Source organism: Stutzerimonas kunmingensis (genome assembly GCF_002929225.1).
Lineage (GTDB): Bacteria > Pseudomonadota > Gammaproteobacteria > Pseudomonadales > Pseudomonadaceae > Stutzerimonas.
Window position 1 is genome coordinate 384,488 of the sequence record NZ_PISM01000014.1, and the last position, 13,792, is coordinate 398,279.

At 62.6% G+C, this 13,792-nt stretch carries 14 protein-coding genes; 11 read left to right on the plus strand and 3 right to left on the minus strand.

The window, feature by feature from the left end:
* Positions 1–57: 57 nt before the first annotated feature.
* Genes pqqE (CW305_RS08405) through pqqA (CW305_RS08415) form a run of 3 tightly spaced genes read right to left on the minus strand, consistent with a single transcriptional unit; the run spans position 58 to position 1,612 of the window.
* Positions 58–1,203: a pyrroloquinoline quinone biosynthesis protein PqqE gene (gene pqqE, locus CW305_RS08405; protein ID WP_104097625.1), complete on the minus strand. Its 1,146-nt coding sequence runs from the start codon at positions 1,201–1,203 to the stop codon at positions 58–60.
* Positions 1,172–1,465 (minus strand): pyrroloquinoline quinone biosynthesis peptide chaperone PqqD, encoded by a 294-nt coding sequence (gene pqqD / locus CW305_RS08410; protein ID WP_031298283.1) that lies wholly within the window; start codon positions 1,463–1,465, stop codon positions 1,172–1,174. Before pqqD (CW305_RS08410) ends, pqqE (CW305_RS08405) begins: the two co-directional genes overlap by 32 nt.
* Positions 1,466–1,522: 57 nt before the next feature.
* A complete protein-coding gene (gene pqqA, locus CW305_RS08415) occupies positions 1,523–1,612 on the minus strand; it encodes a pyrroloquinoline quinone precursor peptide PqqA (RefSeq protein WP_194291615.1) in 90 nt (29 codons plus the stop codon).
* Between the two features lie 396 nt (positions 1,613–2,008).
* On the opposite strand from pqqA (CW305_RS08415), the gene exaC reads away from it, so the two are divergent.
* From exaC to CW305_RS08470, 11 genes are all read left to right on the plus strand, one after another.
* Positions 2,009–3,529, plus strand: coding sequence for an acetaldehyde dehydrogenase ExaC (exaC, locus tag CW305_RS08420; RefSeq protein WP_104097626.1), 1,521 nt, complete (start codon positions 2,009–2,011; stop codon positions 3,527–3,529).
* Between the two features lie 239 nt (positions 3,530–3,768).
* Complete coding sequence (locus tag CW305_RS08425; protein WP_104097627.1) at positions 3,769–4,887, plus strand: oxidoreductase; 1,119 nt, start codon at positions 3,769–3,771, stop codon at positions 4,885–4,887.
* A 176-nt stretch (positions 4,888–5,063) separates the two neighbouring features.
* A complete protein-coding gene (gene pqqA / locus CW305_RS08430; RefSeq protein ID WP_003284930.1) occupies positions 5,064–5,135 on the plus strand; it encodes a pyrroloquinoline quinone precursor peptide PqqA in 72 nt (23 codons plus the stop codon).
* 47 nt (positions 5,136–5,182) lie between these two features.
* Entirely contained in the window at positions 5,183–6,094 is a 912-nt protein-coding gene (pqqB, locus tag CW305_RS08435) for a pyrroloquinoline quinone biosynthesis protein PqqB (protein WP_044314741.1), read from the plus strand.
* 76 nt (positions 6,095–6,170) lie between these two features.
* Entirely contained in the window at positions 6,171–6,923 is a 753-nt protein-coding gene (gene pqqC / locus CW305_RS08440) for a pyrroloquinoline-quinone synthase PqqC (RefSeq protein WP_014820272.1), read from the plus strand.
* Positions 6,924–7,044: 121 nt separating this feature from the next.
* Positions 7,045–7,323 (plus strand): pyrroloquinoline quinone biosynthesis peptide chaperone PqqD, encoded by a 279-nt coding sequence (gene pqqD / locus CW305_RS08445; protein WP_031298274.1) that lies wholly within the window; start codon positions 7,045–7,047, stop codon positions 7,321–7,323.
* Positions 7,295–8,449 carry a pyrroloquinoline quinone biosynthesis protein PqqE gene (gene pqqE, locus CW305_RS08450; RefSeq protein ID WP_014820270.1) on the plus strand — a complete coding sequence of 385 codons (1,155 nt, stop codon included), beginning with the start codon at positions 7,295–7,297 and terminating at the stop codon, positions 8,447–8,449. The genes pqqD (CW305_RS08445) and pqqE (CW305_RS08450) overlap by 29 nt, the downstream gene beginning before the upstream one ends.
* Entirely contained in the window at positions 8,446–10,380 is a 1,935-nt protein-coding gene (locus tag CW305_RS08455; RefSeq protein WP_104097628.1) for an alpha/beta hydrolase family protein, read from the plus strand. Before pqqE (CW305_RS08450) ends, CW305_RS08455 begins: the two co-directional genes overlap by 4 nt.
* A gap of 109 nt (positions 10,381–10,489) precedes the next feature.
* On the plus strand, positions 10,490–11,653 hold the full coding sequence (ercA, locus tag CW305_RS08460; RefSeq protein WP_104097629.1) for an alcohol dehydrogenase-like regulatory protein ErcA: 1,164 nt from the start codon (positions 10,490–10,492) through the stop codon (positions 11,651–11,653).
* On the plus strand, positions 11,637–13,355 hold the full coding sequence (locus tag CW305_RS08465) for a PAS domain-containing hybrid sensor histidine kinase/response regulator (protein WP_104097630.1): 1,719 nt from the start codon (positions 11,637–11,639) through the stop codon (positions 13,353–13,355). Before ercA ends, CW305_RS08465 begins: the two co-directional genes overlap by 17 nt.
* Before the next feature lie 51 nt (positions 13,356–13,406).
* The gene (locus CW305_RS08470; RefSeq protein WP_104097631.1) at positions 13,407–13,751 is read left to right on the plus strand and encodes a hypothetical protein; all 345 of its coding nucleotides are present in this window, start codon (positions 13,407–13,409) and stop codon (positions 13,749–13,751) included.
* Positions 13,752–13,792: the final 41 nt, after the last annotated feature.

The following is a 13,792-nucleotide window of genomic DNA, read 5'->3' on the forward strand; positions in this document are numbered from 1 at the left end:
AACAGGTAGCAGCCGAGCGTCAGCGCGAGTCCGGCGCTGACGGTGCCGCCGAACGAATCATGGGGCAGTTTCAAGTTCCACCCCCTGGCTGGCCTGTCGGGCGATCAGCGTGCCTTGCGGGCGCGTGGCATCCTGCGCCAGTTCAACGGCCTGGCGAATCAGCTGATGATGTGGGGATTTACTGCAGGCCGGGTCGGTGTTGGCGCCGTTGCCAGTCAACAGCAGCGCCTGACAGCGGCAGCCGCCGAAATCCTTCTCCTTGTCATCACAGCTGCGGCAGGGTTCGGGCATCCAGGCGTCGCCGCGGTAGAGGTTGAACACCGGCGAGTCGTGCCAGATCTGCTCCAGTCGTTGCTGACGCACGTTGGGGAAGGTGAGGTTCTTGAAGTTGCTGGCCTGGGAGCAGGGCAGCACGTTGCCGTTCGGCGCGATAGTGACGTGAATGGCGCCCCAGCCATTCATGCAGGCCTTGGGGCGACCTTCGTAATAGTCGGGGATGACAAAGAAGATGGTCAGGCGATTGCCATAACGCTCACGCGCCTTGTGCACCTCGTCTTCGGCTCTCTGCAACTCGGCATGGGTCGGCATCAGCGCATCGCGGTTGAGCAGTGCCCAGTTGTAGTACTGCACGTTCGCCAGCTCGAGGTACTCGACTCCCAGTTCGACGGCGAACTCGATGATGTCCGGCACCTGAGCGATGTTCTGCCGGGTGATCGGTACGTTGAGCACCATGGGGAAGTCCATTGACTTGATCAGGCGTGCCATGCCGAGCTTGCGCTCCAGGGCATCGACGCCGGCCAGCTGACGCGCCACGTCACGGTCGGTGGACTGGAAACCGAGCTGGATGTGGCGCAGTCCGGCATCCTTCAGGGCGCGCAGGCGCGCCTCGGTCAGTCCAATGCCGGAAGTGATCAGGTTGGTGTAGTAACCCATGCGGTCAGCCTCGGCGACCAGCGTTTCGAGGTCCTTGCGCAGCGTGGGCTCGCCGCCGGAGAAGCCGATCTGCATCGCACCCATGGCGCGGGCCTGGGCCATCACGTCGATCCACTCGGCGGTGCTCAACTCATCCTGACGGTAATCGGCAAAGTTGCGTGGATTACTGCAGAACACGCATTGCAACGGGCATTGGTAGGTCAGCTCCAGTAGCAGCCAGACCGGGTTGCCGCTGCCGTCAAGCCTTAACTCGGATCCAGCCCTTGCCATGGGACACCTCCAGGAAGTTCAGGACGCCGTTGCGAATCGTGTCGGCGTCGGATGCGTTGTAGCTGAGGGCCAGCTGGTCGATCAGCTCGGCGACGCTGGTCTTGCCGTCGCAGCGCTGCAGAATCTCGCCGCCGGTGGCGTTCAGCTTGACGATGCCTTCGGGATACAGCAGCACGTGGGCATGCTGTGAGTCTTCCCAACGAAAGAGGAAGGGCGGGCGGATCTCGTAACAGCTGGCGGGCAAAATTTTTGTCGTTGTCATCATGTCCATCCTCGCTCGACCGGCGTGAAGCCATGTGCGATCACGCCGGTCAGGGGCTCAGCGTACGTAGACGTACGCAGTGACTTCGAAGCCCAGACGCAGGTCGCAGAAGTCCGGATTGATCCACTGCATGGCGTATCTCCTCATTGGTTGGTGTCAGGAAAAGCAATGTCGCACCCCGAAGCTAAGGCGCTTTGCCACGGCGACTAATAAGACTTTGGGGTTGGTTTTGCCGGCTTTTGGTCGCGCTTTTCTTGCGTTGCGGGAGAATTTGCGCTGTGGGTCGGTGTCCTTGTTCGGCGTCATTTTTAAGGTGCTATTCAAGGCCTATTCTGCTCGGCTTTTTTCTCCCGCTTCGGCCTGCCCGAACCAATCGCAAACCGCCATCAACGCTGCCTCTGCGCCTTGCCATCTACTACCAAATGAGGAGCCCTCCGCTGCCATGGGTGCATACCGGAGCGAAGACCCCACTGCCTAAGATCGGTCCATGTCCTGTGCACCTTCCGGCACAGGCTCCGACAAGCAGAAGAAGAGAGGCCCATCATGATCTACGCCCAGCCCGGTACCGCAGGCGCCGTCGTATCCTTCAAGCCGCGCTACGGCAACTACATTGGTGGTGAATTCGTCCCGCCGGTCAAAGGCGAGTACTTCGTCAACACCTCGCCGGTAAATGGTGAAGTCATTGCCGAGTTCCCGCGTTCGGGCGCCGAAGATATCGAGAAGGCGCTGGATGCCGCTCACGCTGCTGCCGATGCCTGGGGCAAGACCTCGGTGCAGGACCGCGCGCTGATTCTGCTGAAGATCGCCGATCGCATCGAAGCCAACCTGGAAAAGCTCGCTGTCGCTGAAACCTGGGACAACGGCAAGGCCGTCCGTGAAACCCTGAACGCCGACGTGCCGCTGGCTGCCGACCACTTCCGCTACTTTGCTGGCTGCATCCGCGCCCAGGAAGGCAGCGCCGCCGAGATCAACGAGCACACCGCGGCCTATCACTTCCATGAGCCGCTGGGTGTTGTCGGCCAGATCATCCCGTGGAACTTCCCGCTGCTGATGGCCGCCTGGAAACTGGCTCCGGCCCTGGCTGCCGGTAACTGCATCGTGCTCAAGCCGGCCGAGCAGACCCCGCTGTCGATCATGGTATTCATCGAAGTCGTCGGTGACCTCCTGCCGCCGGGCGTACTGAACATCGTCCAGGGCTTCGGTCGCGAAGCTGGTCAGGCGCTGGCCACCAGCACCCGCATCGCCAAAATCGCCTTCACCGGCTCGACCCCGGTCGGCTCGCACATCATGCGCTGCGCCGCCGAGAACATCATTCCGAGCACCGTGGAGCTGGGTGGCAAGAGCCCGAACATCTTCTTCGAAGACATCATGAATGCAGAGCCTGCGTTCATCGAGAAAGCCGCTGAAGGTCTGGTATTGGCGTTCTTCAACCAGGGCGAAGTCTGCACCTGCCCGTCGCGTGCACTGATTCAGGAGTCGATCTTCGAGCCCTTCATGGAAGTGGTGATGAAGAAGATCAAGGCGATCAAGCGTGGCAACCCGCTGGATACCGACACCATGGTTGGCGCCCAGGCGTCCGAGCAGCAGTTCGACAAGATCCTCTCCTACATGGAAGTCGCTCAGCAGGAAGGCGCGCAGATCCTCACCGGCGGCGCAGCCGAGAAGCTCGAAGGCGGCCTGGCCTCCGGTTACTACGTGCAGCCGACCCTGATCAAGGGTCACAACAAGATGCGTGTGTTCCAGGAAGAAATCTTCGGACCCGTGGTCGGTGTGGCGACCTTCAAGGACGAAGCCGAAGCTCTGGCGATCGCCAACGACACCGAGTTCGGCCTGGGTGCCGGCGTCTGGACGCGCGACATCAACCGCGCCTACCGCATGGGCCGTGGCATCAAGGCCGGTCGCGTGTGGACCAACTGCTACCACCTGTACCCGGCGCACGCCGCCTTCGGTGGCTACAAGAAGTCCGGCGTCGGTCGCGAAACCCACAAGATGATGCTCGACCACTATCAGCAGACCAAGAACCTGCTGATCAGCTACGACATCAATCCACTCGGATTCTTCTGATGAGGGCCCCGGCGTGTGAGCTCCAGCGCGCCGGTTTATTTTGCTACGCACGTCATGTGCAGGGACCTGCGCCGCTTCTGCTGTAATCCCCCTCGAACCGAGCGCAAGGTTCCTATCGCAACGCGGCTCCGGCCGCGTTTTTTTTGCCCGGTGGCGAACCAGCCATCGCGTGCATCGAACTCCCCGCCGCCGATACGCCTCCCATCAACATGCCCTGTGCCGAAGATGAGGAGAACCCCATGTCGCAACTGCTCGAACCCTGTTCGCTAAAACACCTGAAGCTGCGCAATCGCGCGGCCGTTGCGCCGATGACCCGCGTCAGCGCCGAAGCCGAGGGTGCTGCCAATGAATTGATGCGCGACTACTACGCCTCGTTCGCCAAGGGTGGCTTCGGCATGGTCATCAGCGAAGGCATCTATACCGATACGGCCTACAGCCAGGGTTACTTCAACCAGCCGGGGCTTGCTACGGAAGCGCACCGGGACAGCTGGCGGCTGGTAGTCGACGCCGTGCACGCTGCTGGCGCCGCTTTCGTTGCCCAGCTCATGCATGGCGGCGCGCAGACCCAGGGCAACATCCATCATGCCCGGCACGTTGCGCCATCGGCGGTGCAGCCCGGCGGGTCGCAGCTGACCTTCTACGGTGGCGAAGGACCCTATGCGACGCCCGCGCAGATCAGCGAAGACGAGATTCAGGAAGCCATCGCCGGGTTTGCCCAGGCCGCGCGCCATGCCCGTGAGGCCGGCTTCGACGGTGTCGAACTGCACGGCGCGAACGGCTATCTGCTGCACGAGTTCATCAGCGCCGAGTTCAACCGGCGCGATGATCACTGGGGAGGCGATTACCTCGGTCGACTGCGCTTGCCGCTGGCCGTCATCGCTGCGGTGCGGGCAGCGGTCGGCAATGACTTCGTGGTTGGCATGCGCCTGTCGCAGAGCATGGTGAGCGACAGCCAGCTGAAATGGGAGGGTGGGGTGGACGAAGCCCGGCAGCGTTTCCGCGCACTGGCTGATGCTGGCCTAGATTATCTGCACGTTACCGAGCCGGACGCCGCTGCGCCGGCGTTTGGCGACGGGCCGAGCTTCGCTGCGATCGCAAAGGGCAGCGTGTCGATTCCGGTTATCGGCAACGGCGGCATCGTCACGGGCGAGCAAGCAGAAGAGTTGCTGACTCAGGGAGACATGGACCTGGTCGCGGTCGGCAAGGCCGCGCTGGCGAACAACGACTGGCCGCAGCGAATCGCGCAGGGACTGCCGCTCAACGAATTCGACGGCACGATGTTCGTACCCATGGCGACCATCACCAATGAACTGGCCTGGCGTAATGCCAATGGTCGGTCGGCGCTGGGTTCAAGTTGACAGCGCACCAGGACCGGGCGTTAGCTGGTAAACGAAACGCAGCAATGACAGCCGTCTGTCGGGCACTACCAAGGCACGGCGCTGTCTCCTTCCAAAGTACCATTCTGCTCGAGGCAGAACAGGGGGCTTAATTGGGCTGTCGGAATCTTCCGGCACCATAAAAAGAGGACCGACCTATGTGGACTAAACCCGCCTTCACCGACATGCGTATTGGTTTCGAAGTCACCATGTACTTCGCAAATCGTTGATCGATCAGCCCCGGCTCCGGCCGGGGCTTCGCTTTTGGGGGCTGTCCATGTTCATCCGTATTCTTGGTTCCGCTGCGGGCGGCGGTTTTCCGCAGTGGAACTGCAATTGCGCCAACTGCGCCGGCCTGCGCGCCGGCACGCTCAATGCGAAGGCGCGTACCCAGTCGTCGATCGCCATCAGTGATAACGGTGTCGACTGGATTCTGTGTAATGCCTCGCCGGACATCCGCGCCCAGCTGGAATCGTTCCCGACGCTGCAGCCGGCCCGTGCGCCACGCGATACCGCCATCGGTGCCATCGTTCTGCTGGACAGCCAGATCGATCACACCACCGGCCTGCTGACCCTGCGTGAAGGTTGCCCGCATGAGGTCTGGTGCACCGAGATGGTCCATCAGGATCTGACCACCGGGTTCCCGCTGTTCAACATGCTCGAACACTGGAACGGCGGCTTGAAATGGAACCCCATCGCCCTGACCGGCAGCTTCACCATTCCCTGTTGCCCGAACCTGCACATCACGCCGATTCCGTTGCGCAGCTCCGCGCCGCCATATTCGCCGCACCGCAATGACCCGCATCCCGGTGACAACATCGGCCTGCTGATCAAAGACCGCAAAACCGGTGGCACGCTGTTCTATGCGCCGGGGCTGGGCAAGGTCAGCGACGAACTGCTGGAAACCATGCGCCAGGCGGATTGCCTGCTGGTCGACGGCACTCTGTGGCGTGATGACGAAATGCTCGTGCGCGAGGTCGGCACCAAGCTCGGCAGCGAGATGGGACACCTGCAGCAGAGCGGCCCAGGGGGCATGATCGAGGTGCTCGACGGCATGCCTGCGGTTCGCAAGATCCTCATCCACATCAACAACACCAATCCGATCCTCGATGAAGATTCCGTCGAACGCGAAATCCTCGGCGAGCATGGAATCGAAGTGTCCTTCGATGGCATGAACATCGAGCTATAGCACCCGAATCGCGGCCTTCAGCCGCCTGGTGCTGCGATACGAACATCGGAACGATAAGAAAAGGAAAGACACTGCCATGATCCTGCCAGCCATGAGCCCCGCGGAATTCGAACAGGCGCTGCGCGCCAAGGGCGAGTACTACCATATCCATCACCCGTTCCACCGGGCCATGTACGCCGGGCAGGCGACACGCGAGCAGATTCAGGGCTGGGTCGCCAACCGTTTCTACTATCAAGTCTGCATTCCGGTGAAGGATGCGGCGATCATGGCCAACTGCCCGGACCGTGATACCCGTCGGGAGTGGATCCAGCGCATCATCGATCACGACGGCGCGCCGGGGGAAGAGGGTGGTATCGAAGCCTGGTTGCGACTCGCCGAATCCGTCGGCCTGGATCGCGAGCAGGTGCTATCGCAGGAACTGGTGCTGCCCGGTGTGAGGTTCGCCGTGGATGCCTACGTCAACTTCGCCCGTCGCGCCAGCTGGCAGGAGGCCGCCAGCAGCTCGCTGACCGAGCTCTTCGCCCCGACGATTCACCAGTCGCGCCTCGATAGCTGGCCGCAGCACTATCCTTGGATCGATGCCTCAGGCTACGACTACTTCCGCAAGCGCCTGAAGGAAGCCCGCCGCGATGTCGAGCACGGTCTGCGGATCACCCTGGAGCACTACCGCACCCGCGAGGCGCAGGAGCGTATGCTGGAGATCCTGCAGTTCAAACTCGACGTGCTCTGGAGCATGCTCGACGCCATGAGCATGGCCTACGAACTGGATCGCCCGCCGTACCACACCGTGACCCGCGAGCGTATCTGGCACAAGGGCATCAGCCTGTAGGCACGCGTTCCGTGGGCAGATCCTGCCCACCCATGAGGCATCCGGCCCCTGTAGAGTGGACCGCCTGACGACCATGACCACGTGGCCAGGCAGCAACCTGCCCACTGGCGAGACAATGATGATGAGCGATATTCAACTGACCCAGATTCCAGCGTTGCGCCGTGGTTTCCGCTTCCAGTGGGAGCCCGCGCAGAACTGCCATGTGCTGCTCTACCCGGAAGGCATGATCAAGCTCAACGAGAGCGCTGCGGCGGTGCTGACCGAAGTGGACGGGACGCGTAGCGTCGGTGCGATCGTTGCCGATCTGCAGGCTCGCTATCCCGAGGCCGAAGGGATTCAAGAAGATATCGTTGCGTTCCTGGAGGTTGCCGTTGAACGGTTCTGGATCGAGCTTCGCTAAACCCGGCTACGAGCCCGGCCCGCCGCTCTGGCTGCTGGCGGAGCTGACCTATCGTTGCCCGTTGCAGTGCCCGTACTGCTCCAATCCGCTGGACTTCGCCCGTAGTCATGAAGAACTGAGCACCGCCGAGTGGATCGAGGTGTTCCGCCAGGCACGCGAGATGGGCGCGGCCCAGCTGGGTTTTTCCGGCGGCGAACCATTGGTGCGCCAAGACCTGGCCGAGTTGATCGAGGCGGCACGGGGACTCGGCTATTACACCAACCTGATCACCTCCGGCATCGGCCTCACCGAAGAGAAGATCGCCAGCTTCGCCGAGGCCGGCCTGGACCATATCCAGATCAGTTTCCAGGCTGCCGACGAGGAAGTGAACAACCTGCTCGCCGGCTCGAAGAAGGCCTTTGCTCACAAACTGGAAATGGCCAGAGCGGTGAAGAAGCACGGCTACCCAATGGTGCTCAACTTCGTCACCCACCGGCACAACATCGACAACATCGACCAGATCATTCGGCTGTGCATCGAGCTCGAAGCCGATTTCGTCGAACTCGCCACCTGCCAGTTCTACGGCTGGGCGGAGCTGAACCGTGCAGGGTTGCTGCCGAGCAAGGAACAGTTGGTACGTGCCGAGCGCATCACCAACGAGTGGCGCGACAAGCTCGCCGCCGAAAACCATCCGTGCAAGCTGATCTTCGTGACGCCCGATTACTACGAAGAACGCCCGAAGGCCTGCATGAACGGCTGGGGCAACCTGTTTCTCGATATCACGCCGGACGGCACGGCGTTGCCTTGTCACAGTGCGCGCCAACTGCCTGTTGAATTCCCCAACGTACGCGAGCACAGCATCGAGCACATCTGGCGACACTCCTTCGGCTTCAACAAGTTCCGCGGCTACGACTGGATGCCCGAACCCTGTCGCAGTTGCGACGAGAAGGAGCGCGACTTCGGCGGCTGCCGTTGCCAGGCCTTCATGCTCACCGGCGATGCCGCCAATGCCGATCCCGTGTGCAGCAAATCGGCGCACCACGGCAAGATACTTGCGGCTCGCGAGCAGGCAGACCACGGCGCGCTGGGGCTCGATCAGCTGCAGCATCGTAACGAGAAGGCTTCCAAGCTCATCCTCAAGGTATGAAATCGCCCCGCAACGATTCCTCCATGCTTCACCCATCCGCCGAGGTGCTGCCCTACGGTTTCTGGCCCAGCACCTGGAGCGCCGAGGCCGCCGCGGCCGCCAGCCAGGACTATGCCGAGCTGCGGGCCGGTCACGGGGGGCTGTTCTGGGTCGAGTACGACCCCGTTCAAGGGCGCTGCACGCTGTGGTTCTGGCAGGCCGGCAGCGCACGCTGCCTGACCCCGGACGGCTTCTCGGTACGCAGTCGCGTCTATGAATACGGCGGCGGCGCGTTCAGTCTGACCGGTCAGGGCATCGCCTTTGTCAACGAGGCAGATCAGCAGATCTACCTGCAGCTGACCGATGCCGAGACCGCGCCGCCAATCGCGCTGACCGCGGCGCCTGAGCGCCGTTATGGCGATCTGCAACATGACCCCGTCAGTGATGCGATTCTGGCGCTGGAGGAATCCCGTGAGGCCGTTGGCGTCGTGCATCGTCTGGTGAGTATCTCCATGGTCGATGGTGCGCGTCGCGTTGTTGTGGAGGGCGCCGACTTCTATGCCGCTGCGGTGCTCAGTCCGGACGGTGCACGGCTGGCTTGGATCGAATGGGATCGTCCCGAGCAGCCCTGGACCTCGTCGCGTCTGTGCGCAGCTGAACGCCTGCCTAACGAGCGTTGGGGCAACAGGCAATGCCTGGCAGGCACGGATGGAGGCGAGTCCTTGCAACAGCCACGCTTCGCCTCCGACGGCCGGCTGTTCTGCCTCAGCGACCGTCTGGGTTTCTGGCAGCCTTGCTATGAGGCAGACGGCCAGCTGCATCGGCATTCGCTGACGGCGCCCGGCGAGGCGGACGAGGCACAGGACTTCGATTGTGCCCCGGCACCCTGGCAACTGGGCACCACCAGCTACCTGCCACTGGCTGGTGGCGGCCTGTTGTTGACGCATATGGTCGATGGTTATGGCTGGCTGTTCGAGCACGCTGCCGATGGCAGCCGGCGCCAACTGGCCGAGGACTTCACCCGGTGCCGCCAATTGGCCGCCAACCAGACCCACGTGTTCTGTATCGCTGGCGCTCCGGAACGAGCGCCAGCGGTACTTGCCATCGAAAGGGCCAGTGGAGCGGTGCAGATTCTCGCCGGCGGAGCGCAGCCGCTGGCCGGCGATCAACTGTCGCGCCCGCAGCCCATGCGCTTTCCGACCGGCTATGGCGAGGTCGCACATGCTTTCTTTTACCCACCCGCCAATGCGAACTGCCGCGGCGAGCCGGGGGCCTTGCCACCGCTGGTGGTATTCGCACATGGCGGGCCGACTTCGGCGAGCTATCCGGTATTCGATCCACGCATTCAGTACTGGACCCAACGCGGCTTCGCCGTGGTCGACGTGAACTATCGCGGGAGCAGCGGCTTCGGGCGGGCCTATCGACAACGATTGCGCGAGCAGTGGGGCATTGTCGACGTGGAAGACACCTGCCAGGCCGCACGGGCATTGGTGGAGCAGGGCGCGGTCGATCCGCAGCGCTTGTTCATCCGTGGCTCCAGTGCCGGTGGCTTCACGGCCTTGAGTGCGCTGGCTGCGACAGCACTGTTTCGCGGCGGCGCCAGTCTGTACGGCGTTAGCGATCCGCTGGCGCTGCGGCGGGTAACGCACAAGTTCGAAGGCGATTACCTCGACTGGCTGATCGGCGATCCGCAGCAGGTGCCGGAGCGCTTTCGGGAGCGCGCCCCTCTGCACAATGCCGACCGAATCGGTGCGCCGGTCATCTTCCTGCAGGGCGGGCAGGACGCGGTGGTGCTACCTGAGCAGACCGAATCGATGGTCGCGGCGTTGCGTGATCGTGGCATTGAGGTGGAATACCGCCTGTATCCCGATGAGCGCCACGGGTTTCGACAGGCAGCCAACCTTGCGGATGCGCTGCAAGGGGAATTGGGCTTCTACCAACAGCTGCTCTGACGCGTTCCGCCGTACGGGTGGCGCGGCCAGCCATTTGACGCATTGCTTTACCTGATCAATGCAGTAGGCTTGCGCCCGTTAGTTACAAAAAATAAAAAAGGCCGTAGTCATGAGCCCGAATATCAGCCTCCAGCGCAAGTTCGTCTCTCCAGAAATCATCTTCGGTGCCGGCTGTCGCCACAGTGTCGGAACCTGTGCGGCCAACTTCGGCGCGCGAAAGGTGCTGGTGGTATCCGACCCCGGCGTCGTGAAGGCGGGCTGGGTGGCTGACGTGCAGGCCAGTCTCGACCGGCAGAACATCGAACACTGCTTGTTCACCGGCGTTTCACCCAATCCCCGTTGCGAAGAGGTGATGCTCGGCGCCGAGCTGTATCGCAGCGAAGGCTGCAACGTGATCGTCGCGGTAGGCGGTGGCAGCCCGATGGACTGCGCGAAGGGCATCGGCATCGTCGCGGCGCATGGGCGCCATATCTATGAATTCGAAGGGGTGGATACGCTGCGCGTGCCCAGCCCACCGCTGATCCTGATTCCAACGACTGCCGGGACCTCGGCGGATGTTTCGCAGTTCGTGATCATTTCCAACCAGGAAGAGCGGATGAAGTTCTCCATCGTCAGCAAGGCAGCCGTGCCGGATGTCTCGCTGATCGACCCGGAAACCACGCTGAGCGTGGACCCGTTCCTTTCCGCCTGTACCGGCATTGACGCGCTGGTGCATGCCATCGAGGCATTCGTGTCGACTGGTCATGGGCCGCTGACCGACCCGCACGCGCTGGAAGCCATGCGACTGATCAACGGCAATCTTGCGCAGATGATCGCCAATCCGGCGGATATCGCGCTGCGCGAGCAGATCATGCTCGGCAGCATGCAGGCCGGGCTGGCGTTTTCCAACGCGATCCTCGGTGCGGTGCATGCCATGTCCCACAGCCTCGGCGGCTATCTCGATCTGCCCCATGGCGTTTGCAACGCCGTGCTGGTCGAACATGTCGTCGCATTCAATTACGACGCCTCGCCGGACCGCTACCGCAAGGTCGCTGAAACGTTGGGCATCGATTCGCGCGGGCTGAATCACCGTCAGGTTCGCGAGCGCTTGGTGCAGCATCTGATTGATCTCAAGCAGCAGATCGGCTTCCGTGAAACGCTCAGCCTGCACGGGGTGAACCTTTCCGATATTCCGTTCCTGTCGCAACATGCGATGCAGGACCCCTGCATCCTGACCAATCCACGCTCGTCGACGCAGCGGGACGTCGAGGTCGTCTATGCCGAAGCCCTCTGATGACCAGCATCAGGCCCTGGCGCAACTGCTCGGCTTCGGCAGCCATTCCGCACGCAAGAGTCACTACCCTGAACTGGTGGCGCGCCTGGAAGAGCTGGAAGGGGAGCGCAATCGCTACAAATGGCTGTTCGAGCACGCCGTGCACGGCATCTTCCAGGCCAGCATCCACGAAGGTATTCGTGCCGCCAACCCCGCCTTGGCGCGCATGCTCAATTACGACACCCCGGAAGAGGCGCTGTGGGCGCTGACCGATCTGTCCCATCATCTATTCATCGGCGGCGAGGAGGAGCTTCGGCAGATCCGCCATACCCTGAGCCAGCAACATGGCCTGTTCGGCTACGAGACGCGCCTGCGCCGAAAGGACGGCAGCGCCATCTACGTGATCATGAACCTGTTGCTCAAGCCGGACGAAGACGGTCTGGTGGAGGGCTTTGTCGCCGACGTGACCGAGCGCAAACTGGCGCAGTTGCGGCTGTTGCAGCTCAACGAAGAGCTCGAGCAGCGCGTCGCCGAGCGCACCTGTGAACTGCGTGAAGCCCGCGATGCGGCGGAAGCTGCCAACCTGAGCAAGGACAAGTACCTCGCCGCAGCCAGCCACGACCTGCTGCAGCCGCTCAACGCCGCGCGCCTGCTGATCTCGACCTTGCGCGAACGCAAACTGCCGCAGAACGAGTTGCATCTGGTGGAGCGGGCCCACCAGGCCCTGGAAGGTGCCGAAGACCTGCTGACCGATCTGCTCGACATCTCCAAGCTCGATCAGGCCGCGATAAAACCGGATATCGATATCTATTCGCTGGACGATGTCCTGCTGCCGCTGGTGTCGGAGTTCCAGTCGGTCGCTGCTGCCGCAGGGTTGCAGTTGAAGCACTACATCCCGCGAGTTGCTATCAAGACCGATTTCCGCCTGTTGACGCGAATTCTGCGAAATTTCCTCAGCAATGCCTGCCGTTATACCGATCAGGGCTGCGTGCTGGTAGGGGCGCGCATGCGCGCCGGGGCGCTGCGTATCGAGGTCTGGGACACCGGCCGGGGCATCCCTGAGGAGGAGCTGCAGTCGATCTTTCTCGAATTCAACCAGCTCGGGATCGGTCGATCCGCGAAACGCAGTGGAGTAGGGCTGGGACTGGCCATCGTCGACCGTATCGCCAGCATGCTCGGCTACCAGGTGCTGGTGCGCTCGAAACCGGGGCGTGGTTCGGTGTTCAGCATCGACGTGCCGCTGGCCGAAGCGATGCCCCGCGAGCGGGTTGCGGCTCCGGCAGTCGTGCCGCAGCTGGGCGATCCGTTGCCTGGGCGGCGCCTGCTGGTAATCGACAATGAGGAGAGCATCCTGCTGAGCATGGCTGCCTTGCTCGAACAGTGGGGCTGCACGGTGGTGACTGCCACCGACGAGCAAAGCGCATTGACGGCGCTGGATGGAGTCGCGCCGGACGCGATCCTCGCCGATTACCATCTGGATCACGGGCTGACCGGCTGGGATGTCGTGCTCGCGGTGCGCGGACGCTTCAACCAGGCGCTTCCGGTGGTGATGATCACTGCCGATCGCAGCGACCAGTGCCGCCAGCAGCTGCAGGGCTGCGGCGTGCCGGTGCTGAACAAACCGGTCAAGCCCGGCAAGATGCGTTCGGTGCTCAGCCATCTGCTCGCCGCCAACGCCAACGGCAATGGCAATGGCAATGGCGGCGGACAGGATTCGGGCTGACACGATCTGGATCAAGTTTTACCGGGCGCCGGCTCGGCTAGACTCCTCTCCATGAAAGCCCATCTGCGTCTGCTACTCGTCCTGTTGATCAGCCTCGCGCTCCCCGTGAGCAGCATGGCTGCGCTCGAACAGAGCGCAGAATCGTGCCAGATGCAAAGCGACATGGAGAGCTCGGGGCATCTCGCACACCAGGCTGAAGCTCAGGAAGAGGATGCGCATTCGCACGAGGGCAATCCACTGTGTGAAAGCGGCCACCAGTGCAAGACCGGCAGCATGTTGCAGGCGGGCATAGCGCAGCCGCATCTGACCGCCTCGCTGCCGCAACTCGCAGTTCATTACCCCGAGTTCTTTCCCGCCCGCTCCAACGCCGACGTCTGGCGCCCTCCGCGTTACTGATTCCATCGCTGACCTGACTCGCCCCACGCTCATGCGTTGAG

What these genes read in the sequence shown, in the direction of transcription:
- pqqE (WP_104097625.1), bottom strand. Translation starts at nt 1,203, where the DNA reads ATGGCAAGGGCTGGATCCGAGTTAAGGCTTGACGGCAGCGGCAACCCG.
- pqqD (WP_031298283.1), bottom strand. Translation starts at nt 1,465, where the DNA reads ATGACAACGACAAAAATTTTGCCCGCCAGCTGTTACGAGATCCGCCCG.
- pqqA (WP_194291615.1), bottom strand. Translation starts at nt 1,612, where the DNA reads ATGAGGAGATACGCCATGCAGTGGATCAATCCGGACTTCTGCGACCTG.
- exaC (WP_104097626.1), top strand. Translation starts at nt 2,009, where the DNA reads ATGATCTACGCCCAGCCCGGTACCGCAGGCGCCGTCGTATCCTTCAAG.
- CW305_RS08425 (WP_104097627.1), top strand. Translation starts at nt 3,769, where the DNA reads ATGTCGCAACTGCTCGAACCCTGTTCGCTAAAACACCTGAAGCTGCGC.
- pqqB (WP_044314741.1), top strand. Translation starts at nt 5,183, where the DNA reads ATGTTCATCCGTATTCTTGGTTCCGCTGCGGGCGGCGGTTTTCCGCAG.
- pqqC (WP_014820272.1), top strand. Translation starts at nt 6,171, where the DNA reads ATGATCCTGCCAGCCATGAGCCCCGCGGAATTCGAACAGGCGCTGCGC.
- pqqD (WP_031298274.1), top strand. Translation starts at nt 7,045, where the DNA reads ATGAGCGATATTCAACTGACCCAGATTCCAGCGTTGCGCCGTGGTTTC.
- CW305_RS08455 (WP_104097628.1), top strand. Translation starts at nt 8,446, where the DNA reads ATGAAATCGCCCCGCAACGATTCCTCCATGCTTCACCCATCCGCCGAG.
- ercA (WP_104097629.1), top strand. Translation starts at nt 10,490, where the DNA reads ATGAGCCCGAATATCAGCCTCCAGCGCAAGTTCGTCTCTCCAGAAATC.
- CW305_RS08465 (WP_104097630.1), top strand. Translation starts at nt 11,637, where the DNA reads ATGCCGAAGCCCTCTGATGACCAGCATCAGGCCCTGGCGCAACTGCTC.
- CW305_RS08470 (WP_104097631.1), top strand. Translation starts at nt 13,407, where the DNA reads ATGAAAGCCCATCTGCGTCTGCTACTCGTCCTGTTGATCAGCCTCGCG.